The following is a 23,265-nucleotide window of genomic DNA, read 5'->3' on the forward strand; positions in this document are numbered from 1 at the left end:
TCAGGATGTTCGGGCCGGTCCGCTGACGAGCGACATGACCCGGTTGTGAAACGTTTTTCGCCAGCGCGGCATCAGCGGACTGACTGCGGGATGAACGCGGTTGGTGAGCACGATCAGCGTGGCTCCCCGGATTGGATCACACCAGATCGACGTGCCGGTAAACCCGGTGTGGCCAAAGGCGTCGGGAGACAGCAGATCCCCTCCCGTGCAGCCGGCGGACGCCGCCTCCAAGGGCCCCGCCGCGGCGGACGCCTCCCAGCCCAGTGCGCGCGCCGGAGCCAGCCGGCCGGTCCGGCAGCCAGCCGCAAACGTGCGCAATACCGGGTCCAGGCGCACCGGGGTGTCAGCAGACGTCCACATCCGCATGTAGCGCTCTACGTCGCGCGCGGTGGAAAAGAGGCCGGCGTGGCCGCTCACGCCGTCCAGGCCGTAGTGGCAGTTGCCGTCATGGACCGTTCCGCGGATCATCCCCTCCCGCCAGGCGAAAGAGTCCAGACGCTCCTGCAGCTGCCCGGCGTGCGGATGGCCGGCCGCCATCATCTGCTCCGCCTGCTGGCGGGACTGTTCCCGCTCGTACGCGTTGCCATTCTCTGTCGGGGCGATCTTCCGGATGTCGACCCCGCGCGCCAGCGGACGGTACCCTGTCGCCGTCATGCCCATCGGCTGAAAGATCAGCCGCTCGGCCAACAATTCCAGCGGTTCGTCCCAGACGCGCTCCAGGAGAAAGCCCAGCAGCATGAAGCCCAGATCGCTGTAGATCACCTGTTTACCCGGCTCGCCGATCAGCGGTTCGGCGGCGATCAGGGAGAGGTAGTCATCCCTCCCGTGCCCCAACAGATAGTACGGACGCCATGCCGGCAGGCCGGAGGTGTGGGTCAGCAGGTGCAGGAGGGTGATCCGCCGTTTGCGGGCGTCTGCTGTCCGCTCCCACTCCGGCAGGTGAATCTCCAGCGGATCGCTGAGCGACAGCTTCCCCGTCTGCATGCTCAACAGCACGAGCGGCAGAGTGACGATCACCTTGGTCAGCGAAGCCAGATCGTAGATGGTATCCGCTGACGGGAGCGACGTATGTTCTCCTCTCCCGATACTTCCGAGCGCGACCACCACCGGCGGCTCGCCTCCGATCGTCAAGCTGGCGACGCCTCCGGGGAAAATCCCCCGGTCAATGCCTTCGTCCAAACTTTCCGTCAACTCACACCGGATGCGTTCCGCGTCCATCTGCGCTCCCTCCTTATCTGTTGCGATGCTTCGGATCGAGTATGTCGCGCACCGCGTCGCCAAACATGTTGAAGGCGAGAATCGTAACCGTCATGGTGACGCACGGCCAGACGATCATTCCTGGCGCCAGCTCCATGTAGCGGCGCGCTTCGGAAATCATCCCGCCCCATGACGGGTCGGGCGGCTGAATGCCCAATCCGAGAAAGCTGAGAGCCGATTCCGTCAGGATGGCGCCGGAGATGGCCAAGGTCGCCTGCACCAACAGCGGCGCTGTGACGTTCGGAAAAATCTCCAGAAACAGGATGCGCAGCGTTCCTGCCCCGATCGCCCGGGCGCTTTCCACAAACTCCAGGTTTTTCACGGACAGGACGGCGCTGCGCACCGTCCGGGTAAACACCGGAATGTTGACGATTCCGATCGCCAAAATCGTATTGCTCGTGCCCGGTCCCAGCGCCGCCACGATCGCCAGCGCCAGCAGGATTTCCGGAAAAGCGAACAACACATCCATCACCCGCATGATCAGTCCGTCCATCCAGCGGCCAAAATACCCCGCGATCAGCCCGAACAAGGTGCCAAACCCGGCGCTGAGCAGCACGGACAGCAAGCCCACCGTCAGCGATACCCGCGCGCCGTAAATGATTCGGCTGAACAGGTCGCGGCCAAACTGATCCGTCCCCAGCCAGAACTGCCCGGAGCTGCCCTCCATGCGGTGGTCCGGAAACATCTGCGTCGGATCGTGCGGGGCGATGACCGGCGCCAGCACTGCCGCGGCAGTCAACACGGCAAGAACGGCGAGACAGACGACAGCCGTTTTGTTTTCCCAAAAGCGTCGGCGGTATGTGCTCATGAACGATTTCTCCTCGCTAGTACTTGATGCGCGGGTCAATCCAGGTGTAGATGATGTCGATCAGCAGGTTGACCAGGACAAACACCAGCGCCACAAACAGCACGCCTCCCTGCACCACCGGATAGTCGCGCTGATAAATGCCCTCCAGCACGTACTGCCCCAGGCCGGGTATGGAAAACAACTGCTCCACGATCACGGAACCGCCGAGCAGGTAGCCGATCTGCATGCCGGCGATCGTCACGATCGGAATGGACGAGTTGCGCAAGGCGTGGCCGAAGACGACCGTCCAGATGCTGTTTCCCTTGGCCCACGCGGTGCGAATGAAATCCTTTTCCATCGTCTCCAGAAAGGCAGAGCGCGTCATCCTGAGCACTCCGGCGGCAATGACGATGCCCATTGTGATCGCCGGCAGCAAAAACACCTGCAGCGCCTCCCCCGGGTCTTCCCAAAAGCTGACGACGTCAATCGGCGGAAACCAGCCGAAATACAGCGACAGCACGAGCAGCAACAGCGTCCCGACAGCGAAGTTGGGAACGGAGATGCCAAGCAGGGCGGCGATGCGCACGACGATGTCCGTTTTCGAGTGGACGCGGATCGCTGACAGAATGCCCAGCGGGATCGCGATCGACCAGCCGATCAGCACGGCGAACAGCGTGAGCTGCAACGTGATCGAAAAACGCTTCAAGATCTGCGGCAGAATCGCCTCGCCGGTGTGGACGGAAACGCCAAAATCCCCTTTTACCAGGCCGCCCAGCCAGGACAGGTACTGGGTGATCAGCGGCTGATCCAGCCCCATGCTTGCGCGCAGGGCGGCAATCGCTTCCGGCGTGGCATTGGTCCCCAGCATGATGGAAGCAGGGTCGCCCGGCACGAGATGCAAAATGGTAAAGACGAGCACGGAGATGCCGAACAGGATGGGAACAAGGCCGACGAGGCGTTTGATGACATAGCTTCCCACGTATTACTCCTCCTTAAGAGACGAAGAAGCGGGGAGACGGCTGCTCCCCGGCTTCCCAGGCGTTTCCTGTGCTATTGGACGGTCGCTTGCAGCAGCGCGATGGATTCGCCCGCCGCCGTCGGCTGGAACGACACGTTGTCGCGGACCGCGTAAAAGTTTTTCGGGGAAGCGAGGAACAGATTGGGCGCGTCCTCCACCAGCAGCTTCTGCGCCTCGTCGTACAGCTTTTTCCGCTCGGTCTGGTCGACGGTCTGCAGCGCTGTGACGACCAGCTCATCAAACCGCGGATTGGAGTAGTTCCAGACGTTGGCGGAGCCCTCCGTATGGAAAAAGAAGCGCAGGGAGCGGTCGGAATCTGTCCCGGACGTGTTGCGGCCGACCAGAAGCGACATCTCCTTGGACTTCCAGGTCTCGATGTAGTTGCCCCACTCCAGTTGGTTGATCCGCGCGTTGATGCCGATGGCCTTTAACTGCTGCTGCAGCACCTGCGCCGTCTCCACCATGTCCGGATAGGTGGAAGCCGTCTCGATCACAGTGTCAAAACCGTTGGGGTAGCCGGCTTCCGCCAGCAGCTGCTTTGCCTTGTCCAGGTTTTGCTTGTAGCTGTCGTAGGCGGCAGGATCAAGCGCCCAGTTTGCTGCGGCCGGCGAGATGGGACCGGTCAGCGACGCCTGTCCCTTCCACACCGTCTGCACGATCTGGTTGCGGTCCACCGCATAGCTGATCGCCTGACGCACGCGCGGGTCGTCAAACGGCTTTTTCTTTACGTTGATGCCGAGGTAGCTGTACTCCAGCGACTGGTAGCTTTTCACCTGCACGCCCGGCTTGCCTTCCAACAGCGTGGCCGAGTCGGCGGAGATGCTCGCGATGTCCACCTTGCCGGAGCGGATCGCGGCCAGCCGCTCCGCTTCGTCCTTCATGATCTGGAACTTGATCGCGTCCACTTTCGGCAGCCCGGTTTTGAAATAGTCGGGATTTTTCTTCAACAGCACGTACTGCCCCGGTTCGTTTTTCTCCAGGATGAACGGTCCTGTCCCCACCGCTTCCTTGTTGAGGTCGGCCACTTCCTTCGGCACGATCGCGGCAAACGAGCTGGCCATGTTCGTCAGCAAAGCGGCGTCCGGGTGTTTTAGCTTGAACACGACCGTGTGCGGATCTTTCGCTTCGATCACGTCCACGCTGGCGAAGTACGACTTGGCGATGGAACCCGTCTCGGGATTGAGAATCCGCTCAAAGCTGTACTTGACATCGTCCGCCGTCATCTCCCGCCCGTTGTGAAACGTCACGCCCTTGTGCAGCGTGAAGGTAACCGTCTTGCCGTCCGGGGAAATCTCCCACTTCTCAGCCAGGCTGGGGGTGACGTTCAGGTTCTCGTCCAGCCGGGTCAAGCCGTCATACACCAGTGCGTAGATGCGGGCGCTGGACGCCGCCGGCACCTTGTGCGGATCCAAGCCGACAGGGTCCTGATCCGCCGCGACGACCAGTTCGGTTTTGCCGCTTCCGCCCTGCTGCCCCGGTTGTGGATTCGCCGTATCGCTTGCAGAACCACCTCCGCCGCTGCAGGCGGAAAGCAGCAAGGAAAATGACAGGAAAATCGCTGCCCATGCCCGTTTTTTCACATTGATTCCCCCCTGTATCTGTTTAATAACAAATGGTCCCCAAGACGACCGCCCGTTTGGCCCCGGTGACAGACGGCACGTTGCTCGGCCGTCCCATCAGTGTTTCGTGGCCCAGAATGGCAAAGGCGATCGCCTCCTTGGCTTCGTCCGGGATGCCGTACGCGTCCGTCGTCATCAGCTGGATGCCTGCCGGCAGACGGTCCCGGAGCATCTGTAGCAGCGTCTTGTTGCGGGCGCCGCCGCCGGAGACGATCACTTCATGCACCGGCGTGGACGGCAGCACAAACGATTCGTACGCTTCCACAATCGTGGCCGCCGTCAGCGCCGTCGCCGTCGCCACCAGGTCGGCAGCGGAGAGGCCGCGCACATCCTTTTCTGCCCACAGCTTCTCGGCAAACGCCCGGCCGAACATCTCCCGCCCCGTGCTTTTCGGCGGCACCAGCCGGTAGTACGGATCAGCCAGCAGCTCCTGCAGCAGTTCGGCGCAGACCGTCCCTTCGGCTGCCATCCGGCCGCCCTCGTCAAAGCGCTGCCGGCCGTTCGTCGCCATCTGCACGATCTGGTCGATCACCATGTTGCCCGGACCCGTGTCAAAGGCAACCAGATCGTCGATGGAGGCGCCCGGCGGCAGTACCGTCACATTGGCAATCCCGCCGATGTTTTGCAGCAGCCGCCCTTTTTCGCCGTGCCGAAACAGGACGTAATCGGCGTACGGAACGAGCGGCGCCCCTTCGCCGTCCGCCGCCAGGTCGCGCGAGCGGAAATTGCCGACGACGGGAATCCCGGTCCGCTCCGCCAGCGTCGACAGCTCGCCGATCTGCAGGGAAGCCCGGATATTTGCCGTGCCCGCCGGACAGGGAAACGGCGCCCGGCCGGCGACATGCCAGACAGTCTGCCCATGCGTGCAGATCGCATCTACTTCGCCGGGAGCGACAGCGGCCGCTTCCAGCAGTTCGCCGACCGCGTGGGCGTACCATTCCGCCAGTCCAAAATGGGCCAGGGTCAGCCGGTCAATTCGGGCCGTTTGCGGACTGCACAGCTCGGCCAACCACTCCCGCAACTCATCCGAGTACGGCAGATAGTAAAAATGTTGGAGACGGACGGCGGCAATGTCGCCCGCCTGGTCCGTTTCAATCGCCACCAGTGCGGCATCCACTCCGTCGAGCGACGTCCCCGACATCAACCCGATGACCAAATGTTCCCGTTTCTCCCGGTAGCGCCGCTGTACCTGAACGTTCAAGGGGCCACCTCCTTGCAAGCATTCTTCAATCAGAATGTTGAAAAGATACTGACGATAATCGTTACCACCATTATATGTAACAAAATTTCTTGGGTCAATTAATGATTACTAAATTTTATTACTACAATGTAAACAAAAAAGGGCGGCCAGTCAGGCATGTCCGCCGCCGGCCTTGGGCATCACAGGACACGTGTATGAAATGAGCTCCGACAGCAGTTGGGTGTACAGCGGATTGCTCGCAGGCCGACAGGTGATGGAAGACGTGTCGAACGTTCTCGTGAAATAAACGCGCAAAAAAAGCCGGACACCCACCATAAGGTATCCGGCTTTTTTCGTTGGGCACACTGCAGCTTGGACGACCTTTGGAACAGCCGTGAACGCCCGCAGAGCTGAGGATGCGCCTTTTTTGTACACGCTTGCGTCCCTGTCAATCGTGACTTACACTGATGCGTAGAAGTGATTGGCCGGCAATGCCGACAGCAGGACATTGCCCGCCGGGGACGCCTGTCCCCAAGCGCACCGACAAAGGAGTGGCAGCCCTTTATGCTAATCGTGGAAGACCAAAACCGGGAGCTGCTGGACAGCCTGCGTGTCCATCTCGTAGATGCGCTTAGGCGGCACAAGCGCAAACCGTATCTGCCCGTCTGGGGTGAACTGTTTTGGGCGTTGCGGGAGATTGCCAAAACCGGACAACGGCTTGGCCAAGACATCCTCATCTACCCGATCCAGCCGATCGGAACCCTTCTGTACCGCTATCAATCCGACAAGTTCCAGGTCGACATCCCCGATCCCGGCATCACGATTTCGCTGACCGCCGAGCAGTTGATTGACGCACTGATCAACGGCAGCTTTGCGCCGATCGAATCCTTTCCCGTTCACAAACCGCCCTCCCTCGGCTAGACACCTGTCTGCCAGCTTTTGGAGGGGTTTTGACAACGAAACATAAAAAAGAGGCGGTCCCTCCTGCACAGTTTTGGACCGCCGTCACGAACTCCCCAAGTTCGTACATACTAGGAATTGTACTATGCTTTTCGCTTATCGAAAAGTGTCGTCTTTTGTTTTCTTCGTAATTTGTAAAAAACTGCACCATGGCGGGACGCGATTTTCAGGCGCGTGCTAACGTTTATCTTGCTTCTGCTCTGCTCCCGGCAGGATGTACAGGGTTTGATTTCCATTTATTTACTTTTTCTGCATACTATTTTTTCCTATCTGTCCGCACACCGCGGATGGGAAGACTGCCCTCTCCGCCAGCATGAAGATAAAAAAAAAGCTGCCTGTATGGTACAGGCAGTCCCTAGAAAGGGAGGGGTAATACGTGATGAATCAACTTTACAGACGGCAATACGGTCAAAAGGTTGCTGGAACTGGCTTTTTTACGAGCCTGGACCTATGCAAATGGTACAATCATCACAGCACAGTTTGTCCACAATATCAACAAGGGGGAAGTCATTCGTGAATCGTTTGTCGGAGGAAGAAAAACGGGGCGTGTACAAGGCCATCGTAAATCGCAGGGACATCCGCACTTTTCTGGACAAACCGGTTCCAGACGAAAAGCTGTTTGCCATCCTGCAGGCCGGCCACCACGCTCCGTCTGTCGGCTTCATGCAGCCGTGGAATTTTGTCATCATCCGCGACGCGGCGACGAAACAGCAGCTGGCAGAGATCGTGCAAAAAGAGCGGCGGGCGCTGGCCATCCACTACGAGGGGACGGACAGGGAACTCGCCTTTTTGGACTTAAAAATCGAAGGGATCAAGGAAGCGCCGATTACTCTCTGCGTCACCTGCGATCCCACCCGAGGCGGGGACCACGTGCTGGGGCGCAACTCCATACCGGAAACGGACATCATGTCCGTAAGCTGCGCCATCCAAAACATGTGGCTGGCCGCTTATGCGGAAGGCCTGGCCATGGGCTGGGTCAGTTTCTACAAAAAGCCGGATGTGCGCCGCATCCTCGGCATCCCGCCGCATGTGGAACCAGTTGCCCTGCTGTCCATCGGCTACACCGACCACTATCCGGAACGGCCGCTGCTGGAAATCTTCCAATGGGAGCGCAGGCTTGACCTGGAGAAGCTCATTTTCGAGGAAAAATGGGGTCAGGTGCCGGACAGCGTGAAGATTGGTCAGAAGTAAGCACCGCACAAACACACAAAAAAGACAGGGCTGTCCCGTCCAGCAGCATCTGCCACCGACGGGTACAGCCCTGTTTTTCGTAGATACACATTTGTCATACGCGATGCTTTGGCTTCACGAACGAGGCCGTGTCCGGTTCGTCGGGAGCGCCTCCAGCGGATTGTCAGGCCAGTAGTGTTTGGGGTAACGCCCTTTCAGATCCTTCTTCACGTCAAAATAGGCGCTGCGCCAAAAGCTGGCCAGATCGCGCGTCACCTGCACGGGGCGATGTGCCGGCGACAGCAGGTGGAGCGTCAGCGGCACCCTCCCCCGGGCAATCCGGGGGGTTTCCTTCAACCCGAACAGCTCCTGCAGCCGCACAGCCAGCACCGGAGCCTCGGGATCGCTGTAGTCGACGGGGATGCGCGATCCGCTGGGCACGACGATATGCGTCGGGGCGTATTCATCCAGTTCGCGCCGCTGCTCCCAGGAGAGCATCCCGGCGAAGATGTCGATCAAGGAGAGGCGCTGCAAATCGTCGCGGCTTTTCAAACCGTACAGGTGCGGCCCGAGCCAGTCAGGCAGCGAAGCCGACAGCGCCTCCTCCGACACGTCCGGCCAGCCCTCCTCGTGCCGGCTCATGAACAACAGCCGCTGCCAAAACTGGCGGGCCTGCTTGGTCCACGGCAGGATGTTCAGCCCTTCTTCGGCGATCCCGCGAAGCAGCGCAGCCGCGGTCGCTTCCGGATCGGGGTCGGCCAGCGGTACGTCTTTCAGCACCAGGGCCCCCAGCCGTTTCCGTTGTCTCGCCCGCACGGCCTGCGCCTCGCGATCCCAGTATACGGCCGTCTCCGCCTCGATCTGGTCGGCGAAGTGCCGCTCCAGATCGGATATGTCGACCGGAGCAGCAAGATGCACACGTCCTTCCGTTCCCAGATCGTCCAGTTCGGCTGCCACCAGCCAGGGAGCCTGGGCCAACGGCTGCTGCCCGGCCAGTGCTGCCCCGCGGCCGTTGCGCAACAGAAACCGCCCGCTGTCGCGCCTCCGCGCGATTCGATCAGGGTAGGCGAAAGCGAGCAAAAGTCCGCACGCGTCTACGTCGTCGCCGCTGTTTTCAGCAATTCCCGCCTCACGCTTCCAGTGGTTCGCCTCAGCGAGAATCCGTCGGCAGGCAGCCGCATCCACCGTGTACCCTGGCGGTGCGGCATCGCCGGGCCGCCCTCCCGCCGCTGCCTGTCGCAGCGTCTCCACCCGCAGGCGCAGATCGGCGTCGGCCGGATGATGACCGCTGCGCAAAATATCCCGTTCGCTCAGAAGTGCCGCCAGTTCGCAGGCCAATCCGCCCAGACCGAGGGGAATGGCCTTTAGGATCATGTGCGCAAGACGGGGATGCAGACCAAGCTCTGCCATTCGCCGTCCGTGCGTGGTAATCGCCCCGCTTTTCTCCAGCGCGCCGAGCTGCACGAGCAGGTCACGCGCCTGCGCAAGGGCGGCAGCCGGAGGCGAGTCGAGCCAGCGCAGCTCAGCCGGGTCCGCGACGCCCCAGGCAGCCAGTTCGAGCGCCAGCGGAGCCAGATCCGATTCCAGAATCTCGGGCGTGTTTCGCAATGCCAGGTGCCGATGCTCCTGCTCTGTCCACAGCCGGTAGCATACGCCGGGGCCGAGACGGCCTGCCCGACCCCGCCGCTGCTCGGCCGACGCCTGCGACACCCGGATCGTTTCCAGCCGGGCCATGCCTGTGCGCGGCGAAAAGCGCGGCACCCGCGCCAGGCCGCTGTCAATCACCACCCGGACCCCTTCCACCGTCAGGCTGGTCTCGGCGATGGAAGTGGCGAGGACAATTTTGCGCTCACCCGGCCGCCCCGGAGCAATCGCCCGGTCCTGTACCTCCTGCGGCAGATTTCCGTAGAGGGGGGCCACCCGGACGGAGGCGCCCAACTCCAGCTCGGCGAGCCTTTCTTCCACCCTGCGAATCTCTCCCGCTCCCGGCAAAAAGACCAGGATATCTCCCGGTTCCGACGCGAGCGCTTCCTGAATCCGGCGGACGACGACCGGCTTGATCGCCCCCTCCACCCGGCGATCCAGATAGCGCGTCTCCACCGGATAGGCTCGTCCTTCGCTCGTCAGCACCGGCGCATCGCCCAACAGCGCAGCCACCGGCTCGGCATCCAACGTGGCCGACATGACCAGGATGCGCAGATCGTCGCGCAGTACGGACTGAGCCTCCAGGCACAGGGCCAATCCCAGGTCGGCATGAAGGCTGCGCTCGTGAAATTCGTCAAAAATGACCAATCCCGTGTCCTCAAGTGCCGGGTCGGCCTGCAGCATCCGCGTCAGCACGCCCTCGGTAACCACTTCGATGCGCGTGGCAGGCCCGACCCGGGTATCCAGGCGCACCCGGTATCCCACGGTGTCACCCACCTGTTCCCCCAGCGAGGCGGCCATGTAGCGCGCCGCCGCTCGCGCAGCCAGACGGCGCGGTTCCAACATCAGAATGCGTCGTCCGGCCAGCCACGGCTCGTCGAGCAGGGCAAGCGGCACCCGGGTCGTTTTCCCCGCCCCGGGCGCAGCCACCAGCACCGCGCTGCTGCGGGTGCGAAGCGCCTCTTTCAACGCCGGGATGATCGAATCGACGGGCAATGTATTCATGCGATCACCTCATGTTTGTTTCAGCCGCGAACATCCTGTTCCACCTCTGCTATTATAGCCGCTTCGCCGGCGGTCGGCACGCGTTTTGACGCACACTGGGGATGCGGGTGGGCCAGGCGGCCTTATGCTGTCAGCGCTCCGTAACGTAAGTATCGGGAGACAGCGCGGTCACAAACGGGCTCACCTCGCCGACAGCATACAGGTGCAGTTCATGCATCGCCCGCGTACAGGCAGTGTAAAACAGCCTGCGTTCCGCCTCCCGCCCGTACGTCACCCGAGACGCATCGTAGATGATGACCGCGTCGAATTCGACGCCTTTGGCCAGATAGGACGGGATGACGAGCACGCCCGGCTCAAAGGAGACCGTCTCCTTGCTGATCAGGCGCACCGGCAGCCGGCTGCTGAGTGCTGCGTACGCGTCCCGACTTTCCCGGGCGGTTTTGCAGATGACCGCAATCGTCCGGTGTCCCGCGTCTTGAAGCGCGCGGATGCGGGCGACAATCTTCTCCGCCAGATCGCTCGGATCGGCAGCTTGTGTCAAGGTTGGCTTTACGCCGTCCCGGTTAAACGGCTGAATCACTTCGCCCCCGGTGATCAGCCCGCGGGTAAACTCGACGATCTGCCGCGTGGACCGGTAGCTCCGCGTCAGCACGATCATCTCGGTCTGTCCGTCTTCGTACAGCGATGCGAGCGGGGAAAAGTCGGTTTGCGCATCGACGTGGGCGTAAATCGCCTGGTTCAGGTCGCCGAGCACGGTCATGCTGCTGTGCGGAAACAGCCGCCGGAGAAAAGCAAACTGAAACGGCGAGTAGTCCTGTGCCTCATCGATGAACACGTGCCGGACCGACGTGTTGGTGTGAAAGCCTTCGATCAACTCTTTTGCATACAAATACGGCGTGGCGTCCTCCCAGAACAGCTCGGACCGATCCAGCATCTCCACGGTCCTGGCGCATATCTCCGCCCACTGCTGCGGCCAGGGGAGATCGTTTGCTAAACGCATCGCGTACTGCGGATCGGCAAACAACTGCCGGTACACGGCCTTCATGTTGACAAAACCAAACTGCTTCACCCACCGGCGCAGCGGCTCGAAGTGCTCGTTGACGACCGTGGCGGCAAGCAATTCCCGTTCGCGCTCAAAGTCGTCAAACGACTCGGCGGTAAAGCGCTTTTCCCGCCGAAGCTGTTGATAGGCGCGGTAATACGCCTCCCGATCAAGCAGGTCGATCTCGTCTTCCACCCACGGCTGCGTCCGCTCCTGGCGCTCCTGCTTTCGCAATTCTTCCAGCAGCCACTCTGCCGTCAGCCTCAAGCGGTTGGGGAGGCGCAGCGAGGGATCGAGCGAGTAAAAATGCTCCCGGATCTGCTCGGCGTCAATCAGGGTCCTGCCGCGGAAGGTCACATCCGCAAAGAGCAACCCCGCTTGCCGGAGCGATTCCACGTAGCGCTCGATCACCTGCTTGAAGGCGGCAGACGCCTTGAAGCGAATGCCTTCCATGCGGGCGTCATACCCCGGCTCGTCCATGGCGGTGTAGGCGTATTCCATCTGCGCAAACGGATCTTCGATGCGAAACGTCTCCCCCAGCCTGTGCTCCACGTACTCCTGAAACGTCGTCTGCTGCATGTTTTCCTCACCCAATTCGGGCAGGACGGTGGACACGTAGCTGTTAAACAGCGGATTGGGGGAAAACAGCACGATCTGCTCCGCCCGCAGCGTGTTCCGGTACCGGTAGAGAAGATAGGCCACCCGCTGCAGAGCGGCAGACGTCTTGCCGCTTCCCGCTGCTCCCTGTACGACGAGCAGCCGGCTTCGCTCGTTGCGGATAATGCGGTTTTGTTCTTTTTGAATCGTGGCCACGATGCTTTTCATCTGCCCGTCCGCCTGTCTGCCGAGCACTTCCTGCAGCAGTTCGTCGCCGATGGTGACCCCCGTGTCAAACATGCTCTGAATCCGGCCGTCACGGATGATGTACTGCCGCTTCAACTCCATCGTGCCGGTAATCGTACCGCCAGGAGTCTCGTACTGCGCTGGTCCGGGCGGGTAGTCGTAATACAGGCTGGACACCGGCGCGCGCCAATCGTAGATCAGAAACTGTTCGTCCTGTTCGTCGAGCAGGGAGGCGATTCCCAGGTAGATGCGCTCCGGAGTTTGCTCCCCGTCTTCGACAAAGTCGATTCGCCCGAAATACGGCGACTGTTTCAGTTTCTTCAGCGTGGCAAGCTGCCTGCTCGCATGGCGGTGGCTGCGTTCCCGCTCCGACAACACCTCAGCCTGCTGCTTGATGCTCGCGTACGTCTCTATCGCTTCCATCATATCGTCAACGTTGACCGTCACATCGTCCCAAAATTTTTTTCGTATCTCCACGATGTCCGCCCGCACGTTGCTGACATGCTCCTCAAGACTGTTGATTTTCCGGTCAATCACGCCGATGACACGTTCAACACGTTCATTTTCTTCCCGCCACTCTCTCTCCGTCACGCTCATCGTATCGCTCCTCTTCAGCAAAATTTTGGACCACAGTGTTTGACAATCCACATCATTTGTGATAAGATTATATTGGGATATATTATTCAGTTTTTGCTGGTAGGTAGTGGCCACTCCTCATTCTAACACAGACGGATGCAAAACACAATGCGGGCGGCGCCAGAGGAACTTGTCCCATTCCCACGGCGATGAAATGAACGGAATATCAGATAGAAAGCGATAGAGCAAACGGAGACGCGTGAATCGTCTCCGTTTTTCGTAGATGCTGCCAATACTAATACCATAAATTTCCATGATAGAGCAAGCAACTTTCTCGTGAACTTTTGGAGGATGGACGAGGATCATACAAAATCGGTGAACGCATCCAATTTACCAGAGCAATTGAAACAGCCGGCGGTCCATGAGATTGGTGTCGATCGGACATTCCCTCGCGTTTTCGCCGTACTGCCATGCCCACACCTGTGCCGGGCAGGGGGGACGGACGGGTGCATACGCCGGTGCTTGACGCGAAGATGACGGGCCCGGCGTAGGCTCCTGGCTCCACAGTACGGTTCGCGTTCGCACCCTTTCGCTCCTTTCCTGCGCGAGACAATACGCTCGGGAAAAGGCGGGTTGACTCGGATCACAGTAAATCCCCGGACGATATCCTCCCTGATCGATTGCATCCACCCACCCGCGAATCCACGCTTCATCGACCTGAAACCGTTTCTCGATGTTGGCAAACAGGATGGTTCCCTTGGGAATCCCGAGCAGTTGAGCGTAGTACATGCTGTTTCTCGCAATGATTCGCCCCTGGTCATAGCCGACCGCTCGGGTGAATTTACTGTAAATCGGCAGGATTTTCACGCCGTTGCGATGCAGAAAAGACGCTTCCGCCTTCGTCAGTCCGTCGGCTGCATTGGGAACCGTTGCCAAATACCTTCCCCAGTAGGCAGGTTTGCCGAAGTTGCGCACTACACATTGATACAACTCATTTCCCACTCGGGAAGCTGAATCTACTCCCCACAGCATTGGTTCCGGCATGTGCGCTGTCCTCCCTCACACGTTGTTACCTTCATGTATATGGAGACAGCAGGAGAAACGCCAGCCCTGCAATCATTGCAAGCCCTCTGCCCACGTTGCATTTTGAGCGGACGCGATCCGCTGCTTTACCGGTCGTCAAAAGAGCGAGCGGGAACCAACACCCATTCCACCACGGACTTTGTCTGCACACTGAAAAATATCACTGACTTTCCCCTCGAGCAGTTTACAATATATGTAACAGACTGCCTGGTTTTCCTGTTCGTTTTATAGGAGTGCGCTCCCTACATAAACAACATCATGCAAGGGGGGGGAGAGAAATCTTGCGAAAACCGATCCTTCTAACCTTTCTGTTCATTTTGGTTGTATGCGGCGTTTATTTGATCGTGGACAGAATGACATACACGTCGTTTGCAGACATCGTAGAGGATCAAATACAACCAAATGACGAGGTTACAATCAGAATGGAGAGATATTCGGACGACGCAACCACAAAGATCGTTGATCAGGACAAGGTCAAAAACATACTTGCAGCGCTCTCAACCTTGAGGTTGCAAAAGGTTAACGACTTCACGTCTCGTGGGGCTTATGCCATAAGGTTATATGTGAACGGTTCATATCGGTTTGGCATGGAACTTCTTGAAGATCACAACTACATACGGATCAGTCATGACAAGCGTGTAAATGTTTATAAAATCGTCAACGATGTCGATCCATTGACCGTACTTAAAATGCATCAGCTTGAGTTTCATACACTCGATCAAAAAACAAGTCAGCCATAAGCACGTGCGCCTGTCAGAAGCGTACTTTTGGCTGACTGCAAATGTCGTGGGCACAGCCCGTAAAAGAGTTGTGCTTGTTTATTGGCCCAAAAAAGTTATCTAACGGCGTAATGACTTTCACCTGACATAATGATTTTCCCCCGAAGCCATTTACAATTTTTTGAAACAAAACGTGTTTTCTGCCGTCTCCTATATGTGAGCAGCGAATCGTATTGGCGGTGAATTGGGTGTTTAATAAAATCGCAGTTGTGTCTTGTGCAGCAGTCAGTCTTGTAATCGGCATTTCCGTTTTCACATCTCAAACATTGTTTTCGTCAGATGTGGCACATAGTCAAAGTAATTCTTCAATTGGAAAAGACCAGATAAAGCAATGGATACAAGCGCAAAGCAAAGAGAAGAATCACTACTTTGAGCATCTTGCTTTCCAAGAAGTGAACATCGACCATGACGTTGATGTGGAAATTGCAGCAACCTTGACTGGCGGCACCAACATTGGCTCGTTTTTCATTTTTGACAAACAGAAAAATGAGGAATACAAGCTGATTACCGAACGGAAATGGAAAATTGATAATCTTACGGTACAGGAACCTGTTACGGTGATGCAAGATAAGAAGATATACCAAACTGTCTATCGTTCTGGCGGGACAGGTGCTCATACCGAAACCGTTGTGCTCTGGCATTTGGATGATAACGGGAATTTTGTTGAAGCTTGGGAACATCCGATGAAAGAGATATCTACTTTTCAAGATGAATACTACGCCAAAATAAGCACCTTTCACATCGATGGCGATTATCTCTATGACTTTTCCACCGAATATAAGCGCCCGCTTGACAGCACAATTACACCTCAGTTTAAACACACAACCACAATGTATAAATTTAATGGCACATTGTTTGAGTCTGCTGAATAAAGAAACAATGAAAAAAGCCCAAGAATGCGGAAATACCAACATTCTTGGGTTTATTAAATTCAACTTTTTCTCGGAAATTCGCAGTTTTCGGGGATGGCCACGTGTAATCGCACTCTTTTGTACGTTTTCATAGAGTTGTTAATTTCGAAATTCAAGTTTGCTATGATTCCTGGTTAAGATTTCTAAGCCCACCATATATAAGATATCCAATTATACAACCTGTCATATTCAACATGATATCATCAACATCAAAAAAACCCAACATTGTAACAAATTGAAAAACCTCAATTCCAATTACACTGATGAAACAGATCAACAACGTCTTGGAAACTTTCCGGAACTTTGTAAAAATAGCAGGGATTAAGAACCCTAATGGACAGAACGCAATAATATTCCCCAAAATATTTCTGTAGGCAAAGTGTTCCCTCCGGTGTCATTTTTGCTTTCCATGCTTGCGAGACTTGGAGCGACATTGATCTTTTTCCTGTTTCCTAATACCAAAAACAATAAGGAAAGGTAAACATGGTATCCACCTTTCCTTATTTATTAAATAATCAAATACATTTTGTAAATTATCAGCTAACCCCACCAGTCGCACTGCAATAAAATTCTACAGTTATATTGTGATTTGAAGTAATGCCATTCAGGGTTAATTTTCCCCCAACAGTAATCTCATAAGTACGACCGCCATCGATTAGTCTCGGCACATACCCTGTTTGTGTCCAAGTTCCTTTTGATGCTTTCGAGGTGATAGAATTAATTCCAGCAAACACTTGTCTATTCGCATAAGGATTATATTCTGTTTCAAACGAACCCGTAATGCTTATCGTTACAGCCGTACCGTTAGCATCAATCGTTGCTGATTTCGTTTTTGAAACAGCTTGAACACCAAGGGATGGTCCTTCAGCGGGCACAGATTCAGTTATCGTTACAGTTGGATTTGCCCTCGCAATTGCTAATTTTCGAAATTCATCGGGTTCAACCCAATCTTCCTCAGAAAACTTATGCAAAGGTACAACTTCCAAATTTGCATTAGGATACTCCGCATTTACCTCTTTGACGATTTCAACATATTGCTTGTGATACGCTTCTTTTTGTTTTTGTGTCAATTCTGAAGAATAAGCGGATACCCCTCCGCCTGCCCCAAATACGAGTATTAATGCAAGTAGAGATGATACGAAGTTTGACACCTTACCAAACGATTTCATATTATCCCTCCTTTGTTAACACACTTCCAAATCATAGCGGAAATTGTAATATATTTCAAGTGCTTACAGAAAATTATTTGCATATTTCTATTCATGCACGCTGAAAGGTGTCTGTTGATGCCAGAAAGATATTGCCATTCGACTAGGGATTGCAAAGAATTTTGAGCAAATATGCATTCAAAGGGGTGCTTCCTGGTCCATTGCAGCTTCGTAACTGCTTGACATTCCTTTGAGGACTGTCTGTTTCGCTTCTTTTGCTCGATCTAATACGAATTATTGACATCCTCAATCTCCCAACTCCCCTGGAAATAACAAAAACCCTTGGTTTCCCAAGGGTTTCCTTCATCGTATGGTGGAGCATAGCGGGTTCGAACCGCTGACCTCTACACTGCCAGTGTAGCGCTCTCCCAGCTGAGCTAATGCCCCGTATTTCATTGTTTCCTTTGGAACATCTCGTTCCTTACCACGAGATTGATTATAGCACATGCTGTCTTCAAAGATCAATAGGATTTTAAAAATTTTTTTCACCCTGACGAAACGACCCGCCCTGCACGTGCCCACCAAGCGTAACGGACGGGCCATCTCTTCCGTATATGTACATAGGAACACACTCGGCTGACTGCTGCACGGCATACGCACACCGACCGACAACACTTTGGACTCGCATATTGCGAACAGCACAATCATCCGAAACGCTCAAAAATCCTTGGCAACCGGAGGATACTCATGATACCGACATCATCCATCCCAATCGTACACCCCTGGAAAAAACACCTGCGCATCTGGGCAGCCGTCTGCCTGGCGGCGGCCGCGCTGTGGGCGGGTTACGTTTTGTGGCGGATCGATCAGACGAGCCGCAGCGCTGCACCGCAAAAAGCGGACGTGGCCATCGTGCTGGGAGCGGCCGTGTGGGGAGACCAGCCCAGTCCGGGGCTGCGGGAGCGGCTGGATTTGGCACTGCAGTTATACCGGGAAGGATACGTGCCCACCCTGATCGTCTCGGGCGGACTGGGTGACGGCAAAGGCGTGACAGAGGCTCAGGTCATGCGCAATTACCTGGTGGAGCAGGGCGTGCCGGCCGACCGCATCCTGATGGAATCCGAGGCGACCAACACGTATGAAAACCTGCTGTTCAGCCGGCAGATCATGCAGCAAAACGGCCTGCACAACGCGCTCGTCGTCAGCCACGACTATCACCTCGCCCGGGCGATGGACATGACGCGAGCGCTGGGCATATCCGCCCACCCCGTCGGGACGAAGTCCAACGTGATGTACAGGCCGTATCACTTGGTGCGAGAGGTGCTGGCGTACACCAAATGGCGGCTTACGTATCTGGGGAGTCAGCTTTCGATGCGCTGATTCTTGCGCATGATCAAATACACGTCCACGTAATGGCGGATCCGCTCCATGATGCGGGCCGCCTTTGTTCGTTCAATCCGGTTGCCGTTGGAGATGGAAAGATGCTCCTCCAATTCCTCCAGCGAGTAGTTGGAGGTGAACAGCGTCGGCAGGTGGTTGTTGACACGCTGGTTGAGGATGACGCCCAGCACTTCATCGCGCACCCAGGGGGTGAGGTTTTCGGCGCCGATGTCGTCCAGGATGAGCACGGGCACCTCCTTTAAAAGCTCCAGCTTGCCGGCGTATGACTGATCGGACAGCGAATCCTTCATCTCACGGACAAAATCGGGCACGTACACCATGAGCGAAGCGATGTTGCGCTCCGACAGCTCGCGGGCGATCGCCCCCATGATGTAGCTTTTGCCCACGCCAAACGGCCCGTGCAGATACAGTCCCTTTACCCGTTCGCCGCTGCCGACCGTCTGGCAAAACCGGATGGCCGCTGCTACAGCCGCCCTGTTTGCCTGGTCCAGTTCCAGCCGGTCAAAGCTGGCGGCCATCGTCTCCTCGGAGACGTAGTAGCTGCGCATCAAGCGGCGGCGGCGCATGTCTTCCTCATACGCCTGCTGCTTGTCGCAGGGAGAGATGGCGCTGACGATGGCCCCGTTTCTCACGCTGAGCTGGCTCCGGTGGCCCTTGACCAGGTTGGGGCACTGTTCCAGTCCCGGACAGTGCTCACACCAGTACTGCTCCTTTACCGCCGTGTAGACGCCGGACAGGGCCCGCAGGTAGTCGTCGCGGGACAAGTCTGGGTGTGCCTGTTGAAACGACTGCAAATAGGCGGAGGAGCGAAACATCTTGTCCAACTGCTGCTCCGGCGTCAGCAGGTGGCGCGGCGTCCGCTTGGCCAGTTCCTGCATGAATTGGCTGATCGATTCCATCCCTCATCACACTCCTCTCTGCCGTCTGCGCAGCGATTCCAACATGGTTTTCAACTCGGGATCGTCCTGGATGGACTGACCTTTGACCGTCTCCTGCGGTTCGCGCTCCTGAGAAAGCTGCCATTCCACGGAAGCAGGCAGCTTGTCCTGCAGGATGGGGCGGCCGCTGCGGCGAACAGCGGTGTCTGTTTCCCGCTTCGGCCGCTTCGCCTTTTCCGTGTGCTGCGCCCGCTGGTCGGCGCGCTCCAGGATCTGCCGCACGGCTTCGTCCACGGTCGTGATCCGCTTCGCCTTCCAACTGTCGCGGATCGTCTCCATGTAGGCTTTGGGCAGTTCCATCTGCATGCTCTGCAGCGTGTGAAGCAGCAGCGCATTGGCCACCTCCACGGTCAGCCCGTCGCCAAACACCAGATTTTCCGCCCGTTCCAAAAAGACCCGGCTCACCCGGCCGCCTACCACCCGCTCCAACAGGGACAGGGGCGAGAGCTGCCGGCAGACGCGGGCAAACGCTTCGCTGCCCGGTTCCGGCAGGCGGCCAGGCCCCCACTCGTCATCGCCCGGGGCAGACGTCGCCGGTGTGCGGTGCAGCTTGTCGTCCGTGTAGCGCTGCACCAGCCGCTTGCGCAGGACATCCTTGTCCAGGCTGCCGTCCGGTTTGTACAGGGTCCAGTCGCGCAGTTCCTGCCCCAATCCCCAACTGTCCAGTTGATAAAAGTGGAACAGCTTGTACAAAAACTCCACGCTGTCTCCGGAAAAAACCTTGTCCGGGGAGGCGTTGTCCGGCAGGTAGTGGCGCAGTGAGGAAGCGCTGAGCCGGTGGTGGACCGCTGCTTCAACATCCGACTTCATCGGAGCCGCCGGATAGCGGGTCTCCATCTGCGCGAGAAACTGTTCCCGCTCCGATCCTTTGTGCACTTCCAACTCGGACGGTTTTAACGATTGAAACACTTCGTAAAAATCCTTGGTCACCGTCTCCGCCACCGGGTACTCCTGTTCCAGAGCGGCTCCCAGCGGGTCGGCGTACCGCTGCCGCAGCTGCCGGAAGCGGACGTTTTCGATTTTGTTCAATAACATCACGGACAGCACGTAGTCGGCAAAAAACTCGTTTGGCGTCAGCGGCGGTTTTACCAGGTATTCGTAAAAATAGTCCCGCTGCTGATTCTCCCGCCTGCGAACAGCCAAAAGGCCCAGTGCCTCCAGCCGCTCCCGCGCCGCCAGCAAGCGGTCTAGCGAGAGATCGGTCATCAGCATCAGGCTGCGATGCGTGCTTTCCACCGCCGCTCCGTTCGCCTCCTGCACCTCGTGCACCAGCAGTTGGTAGAGAGAAAACGACTCCACACCGATGATCGGCAGGTAGAGCTGGGTGACGAAGCCCATTTCGGCAAAGCTGAGCGGACGTGCCAGCCGCACCAGATATCGATCTTTCGGCAGTAATTCGTTCCACACGAGACGAGGCATTGATCCTTTTCCTTCCTGACTAGTCTGGTTTCCCTATTATATCATGTCCGGCCGGTGATAGATACGACAGCGGAATGAAGGGGAAAAAAGGCAGCAGGAAAGACGCTCTTGCGCATCGCAAGGGCGTCTACCCGATTGATTATAGGTTTCCCACTCCGCTGCCTTACTCCGCCTGCCCCGTTTTGCGCGCCTGGGACAGCAGTTCTTCCAGTTCCTTCATAAACACGTTGATGTCCTTGAACTGACGGTAAACGGAAGCGAACCGGACATAGGCCACTTCGTCGACGTGGTACAGCCGCTCCATCACTTTTTCCCCGACGTCCTTGCTGGGAATTTCCGACAGGCCGCTGCTGCGCAGTTCCTTTTCGATCTCGTTGACGACATTCTCCAACACTTCCAGCGGCACCGGCCGCTTTTCACAGGCCCGCACCAGGCCGCGAAGCACCTTTTCCCGGCTAAATTCTTCACGGGTGCCGTCTTTTTTAATAATCAACAGCGGCGTCTCCTCTACCACCTCAAACGTGGTAAAGCGGCGTTCACATTTTTCACATTCGCGCCGGCGGCGAATGGATTTGTTATTGTTAAAGGGTCGGGAATCTAGTACCCTGGTCCCATTGTAATCGCAAAACGGACAGCGCATTGCGGAATCAACTCCAATTATGACGGTACTTTCATTCAGTGTCCCTCAATTTCCCGCCGGAAGTCAAGTCAATCCTTGTACCTATTTCACGTCTGAGCCAATTGGAGTAAAATTTAAGTACAAGTTGGAGGGATTCCTATGCGCTTAGTTTCAGTAAGACAAGCCCGCCCGGGGATGAAGGTGGGCCGTACGATCTTTACCGAAGATGGGAAAACGTTACTAGGGGTAGGCGTCACCCTTACGGAACGGCTGATTAATGGGCTGACCCGCGCCGGCATCGACTCGCTGTACGTAGAAGACGAGCGTACGGAAGACATCGTCGTGGAGGAGGTCATCCGGCCGGAAACCCGCCAGACTGCCGTTGAAGCGATTGTCAAAACTGTCAAGCAAATCACCAACTCGAACAAGCTGGCCCGAAAGGTTTCGCTCAACGAAATGGGGCTTCTCTTTCAGCAGGCATGCAATTCCATCTTGGACGACATGATGGGCAATCATCAGCTCTTGCTCCATCTGACCAGTATTTCTACCCATTCTCCCTCGCTCTACCATCACTCGGTCAACGTGGCGGTGCTGGCAGCAGCAGTCGGCATGTCGCTAGGCTACAGCCGCAGCCAACTGATGGATTTGAGCATCGGCGCGATGCTTCACGACATCGGCAAGGTGCAGCTGCCGCCGGAATTGTTGCAAAAGCAGGAGCGCTGGAACGACGAAGAGCAGGAGATCGCCAAGCAGCACACCATGCTGGGATTCAACCTCCTGCGCAAGCAGCATGACATCTCGCTGTTGTCCGCACACGTCTGCCTGCAGCACCACGAGCGGTTGGACGGCAGCGGCTACCCGCAGGGGTTGAAAGGCAAGAACATTCACGAGTACGCGCAGATCGTCGGCATCTGTGACGTCTACGATTCGCTCACGTCTCCACGCCCATGGCGCAAACGGTACATGCCGCAGGACGCGCTGGAATACCTCTTCGGAGCGGGTGGACACCTGTTTGAGCATCATCTGATCAAAGCCTTCAGCAAGCACATCGCCGTCTTCCCGATCGGCAGCAGCGTCGTGCTGAACACCGGCGAGGTGGGCGTCGTCTGCCGGGTCGACCCGGACTACTGCCACCGTCCCACTGTCCGCGTCTTGAAGGACGGCCGCGGCAACGACTTGCGTGTGCCCTACGAACTGGATCTGAAGTCGCAGATCAACCTGTTTATCGTCGGCTTTGAAGACGAAGAATTGTTCTCGCTCGAAGGGCTTGTGCAGCCCAGTGCGAATTGAGTCACATAATAACCCCGCCTGGCTGTGTAGAGTGCACCCCTTAAAGTAGACATTGGAAAAACCCCTTGGGATAACCGATGTTACTTTAAGGGGTGAATTTTTTATGGCTATCAAAGGTCAAAAGTTCAAGCATTATCCTTTGTCGTTGAAAATGGAGGCAATACGATTGCATGTAGAGGAGAAGTGGACATACAGACGTATCACTGAGCATTTAGGAATCCAGGATAAGGATCGAGTAAAAAAATGGATGCGGAAATACAAACAACTTGGGGAGTTCGGTCTTTTGGATCAGCGTGGACGACGTCCAGAGTACATCGATCAAGATCGACATGTGAAAAAATTGAAACGGGAGAACGAAATTCTAAAAAAGTGTTTGGAAATCTGGATGCGGGAGGTGTAAGAAAAAAGTATCGTGTGATGGAGAATGTGGCAGCATTGTACCCGATTACTGTCAAGATCAAAAGAAAGTTCCTCAAAAAAATCAAGCGAAAATTCCCCAGTAAGAGAAAGAGAATACTCAAATGCCTCTTAGGTGGTAATATAGACAAGACTACCCACTTGTGTTGTTCCCATCCC

20 protein-coding genes and 1 tRNA gene are annotated in these 23,265 nt (G+C 56.7%); 7 read left to right on the forward strand and 14 right to left on the reverse strand.

Annotated features, from left to right (window positions below; genetic code table 11):
* The 5 genes from ETC00_RS13940 to ETC00_RS13960 all read right to left on the reverse strand — a co-directional run bounded on the left by ETC00_RS13940 (window position 1) and on the right by ETC00_RS13960 (window position 5,882).
* Window positions 1-1,218 carry a serine hydrolase domain-containing protein gene (locus tag ETC00_RS13940; protein ID WP_171566682.1) on the reverse strand — a complete coding sequence of 406 codons (1,218 nt, stop codon included), beginning with the start codon at window positions 1,216-1,218 and terminating at the stop codon, window positions 1-3.
* Between the two features lie 13 nt (window positions 1,219-1,231).
* Window positions 1,232-2,065: an ABC transporter permease gene (locus tag ETC00_RS13945; protein WP_171566683.1), complete on the reverse strand. Its 834-nt coding sequence runs from the start codon at window positions 2,063-2,065 to the stop codon at window positions 1,232-1,234.
* A 16-nt stretch (window positions 2,066-2,081) separates the two neighbouring features.
* Window positions 2,082-3,023, reverse strand: a complete 942-nt coding sequence (locus ETC00_RS13950) for an ABC transporter permease (RefSeq protein WP_171566684.1) — start codon at window positions 3,021-3,023, stop codon at window positions 2,082-2,084.
* Between the two features lie 71 nt (window positions 3,024-3,094).
* Window positions 3,095-4,642, reverse strand: a complete 1,548-nt coding sequence (locus tag ETC00_RS13955) for an ABC transporter substrate-binding protein (RefSeq protein ID WP_171566685.1) — start codon at window positions 4,640-4,642, stop codon at window positions 3,095-3,097.
* A 22-nt stretch (window positions 4,643-4,664) separates the two neighbouring features.
* Window positions 4,665-5,882, reverse strand: coding sequence for an anhydro-N-acetylmuramic acid kinase (locus ETC00_RS13960; protein WP_256379895.1), 1,218 nt, complete (start codon window positions 5,880-5,882; stop codon window positions 4,665-4,667).
* A gap of 543 nt (window positions 5,883-6,425) precedes the next feature.
* Between ETC00_RS13960 and ETC00_RS13965 the strand changes: the two genes are divergently transcribed.
* Complete coding sequence (locus tag ETC00_RS13965; protein ID WP_171566686.1) at window positions 6,426-6,782, forward strand: hypothetical protein; 357 nt, start codon at window positions 6,426-6,428, stop codon at window positions 6,780-6,782.
* 552 nt (window positions 6,783-7,334) lie between these two features.
* Window positions 7,335-8,012 (forward strand): 5,6-dimethylbenzimidazole synthase, encoded by a 678-nt coding sequence (gene bluB / locus ETC00_RS13970; protein ID WP_171566687.1) that lies wholly within the window; start codon window positions 7,335-7,337, stop codon window positions 8,010-8,012.
* Between the two features lie 114 nt (window positions 8,013-8,126).
* On the opposite strand, the gene hrpB is transcribed toward bluB, so the two are convergent.
* The 3 genes from hrpB to ETC00_RS13985 form a co-directional block, all read right to left on the reverse strand.
* Complete coding sequence (hrpB, locus tag ETC00_RS13975; RefSeq protein WP_171566688.1) at window positions 8,127-10,640, reverse strand: ATP-dependent helicase HrpB; 2,514 nt, start codon at window positions 10,638-10,640, stop codon at window positions 8,127-8,129.
* A 130-nt stretch (window positions 10,641-10,770) separates the two neighbouring features.
* Window positions 10,771-13,122 (reverse strand): RNA polymerase recycling motor HelD, encoded by a 2,352-nt coding sequence (helD, locus tag ETC00_RS13980; RefSeq protein ID WP_171566689.1) that lies wholly within the window; start codon window positions 13,120-13,122, stop codon window positions 10,771-10,773.
* A 369-nt stretch (window positions 13,123-13,491) separates the two neighbouring features.
* The gene (locus ETC00_RS13985) at window positions 13,492-14,145 is read right to left on the reverse strand and encodes a glycoside hydrolase domain-containing protein (protein ID WP_171566690.1); all 654 of its coding nucleotides are present in this window, start codon (window positions 14,143-14,145) and stop codon (window positions 13,492-13,494) included.
* Window positions 14,146-14,465: 320 nt separating this feature from the next.
* Between ETC00_RS13985 and ETC00_RS13990 the strand changes: the two genes are divergently transcribed.
* The gene (locus tag ETC00_RS13990) at window positions 14,466-14,924 is read left to right on the forward strand and encodes a hypothetical protein (protein WP_171566691.1); all 459 of its coding nucleotides are present in this window, start codon (window positions 14,466-14,468) and stop codon (window positions 14,922-14,924) included.
* A 227-nt stretch (window positions 14,925-15,151) separates the two neighbouring features.
* Window positions 15,152-15,835, forward strand: coding sequence for a hypothetical protein (locus tag ETC00_RS13995; protein ID WP_171566692.1), 684 nt, complete (start codon window positions 15,152-15,154; stop codon window positions 15,833-15,835).
* Between the two features lie 160 nt (window positions 15,836-15,995).
* Here ETC00_RS13995 and ETC00_RS20955 read toward each other — a convergent pair whose 3' ends face one another.
* The 3 genes from ETC00_RS20955 to ETC00_RS14010 form a co-directional block, all read right to left on the reverse strand.
* Window positions 15,996-16,235 (reverse strand): VanZ family protein, encoded by a 240-nt coding sequence (locus ETC00_RS20955; protein WP_171566693.1) that lies wholly within the window; start codon window positions 16,233-16,235, stop codon window positions 15,996-15,998.
* 175 nt (window positions 16,236-16,410) lie between these two features.
* The gene (locus ETC00_RS14005) at window positions 16,411-17,043 is read right to left on the reverse strand and encodes a hypothetical protein (RefSeq protein ID WP_171566694.1); all 633 of its coding nucleotides are present in this window, start codon (window positions 17,041-17,043) and stop codon (window positions 16,411-16,413) included.
* Between the two features lie 350 nt (window positions 17,044-17,393).
* Window positions 17,394-17,469 (reverse strand) — tRNA-Ala (locus ETC00_RS14010).
* 300 nt (window positions 17,470-17,769) lie between these two features.
* On the opposite strand from ETC00_RS14010, the gene ETC00_RS14015 reads away from it, so the two are divergent.
* Complete coding sequence (locus ETC00_RS14015; RefSeq protein WP_171566695.1) at window positions 17,770-18,402, forward strand: YdcF family protein; 633 nt, start codon at window positions 17,770-17,772, stop codon at window positions 18,400-18,402.
* Here the strand turns inward: ETC00_RS14015 and dnaI are convergent.
* From dnaI to nrdR, 3 genes are all read right to left on the reverse strand, one after another.
* On the reverse strand, window positions 18,384-19,322 hold the full coding sequence (gene dnaI / locus ETC00_RS14020; RefSeq protein ID WP_171566696.1) for a primosomal protein DnaI: 939 nt from the start codon (window positions 19,320-19,322) through the stop codon (window positions 18,384-18,386). The two genes, ETC00_RS14015 and dnaI, sit on opposite strands and share 19 nt — an antisense overlap.
* A 6-nt stretch (window positions 19,323-19,328) precedes the next feature.
* The gene (locus ETC00_RS14025) at window positions 19,329-20,780 is read right to left on the reverse strand and encodes a replication initiation and membrane attachment family protein (protein ID WP_171566697.1); all 1,452 of its coding nucleotides are present in this window, start codon (window positions 20,778-20,780) and stop codon (window positions 19,329-19,331) included.
* A 163-nt stretch (window positions 20,781-20,943) separates the two neighbouring features.
* The gene (gene nrdR, locus ETC00_RS14030) at window positions 20,944-21,420 is read right to left on the reverse strand and encodes a transcriptional regulator NrdR (RefSeq protein ID WP_171566698.1); all 477 of its coding nucleotides are present in this window, start codon (window positions 21,418-21,420) and stop codon (window positions 20,944-20,946) included.
* A gap of 138 nt (window positions 21,421-21,558) precedes the next feature.
* Here nrdR and ETC00_RS14035 point away from each other — a divergent pair, with 138 nt between their 5' ends.
* Both ETC00_RS14035 and ETC00_RS14040 read left to right on the forward strand, forming a co-directional pair.
* Window positions 21,559-22,689: an HD-GYP domain-containing protein gene (locus ETC00_RS14035; RefSeq protein WP_171566699.1), complete on the forward strand. Its 1,131-nt coding sequence runs from the start codon at window positions 21,559-21,561 to the stop codon at window positions 22,687-22,689.
* Between the two features lie 103 nt (window positions 22,690-22,792).
* Window positions 22,793-23,089 carry a helix-turn-helix domain-containing protein gene (locus ETC00_RS14040; protein WP_171566349.1) on the forward strand — a complete coding sequence of 99 codons (297 nt, stop codon included), beginning with the start codon at window positions 22,793-22,795 and terminating at the stop codon, window positions 23,087-23,089.
* Window positions 23,090-23,265: the final 176 nt, after the last annotated feature.

This window comes from Brevibacillus sp. MCWH (genome assembly GCF_013096935.1).
Classification (GTDB): domain Bacteria; phylum Bacillota; class Bacilli; order Brevibacillales; family Brevibacillaceae; genus Brevibacillus; species Brevibacillus aydinogluensis.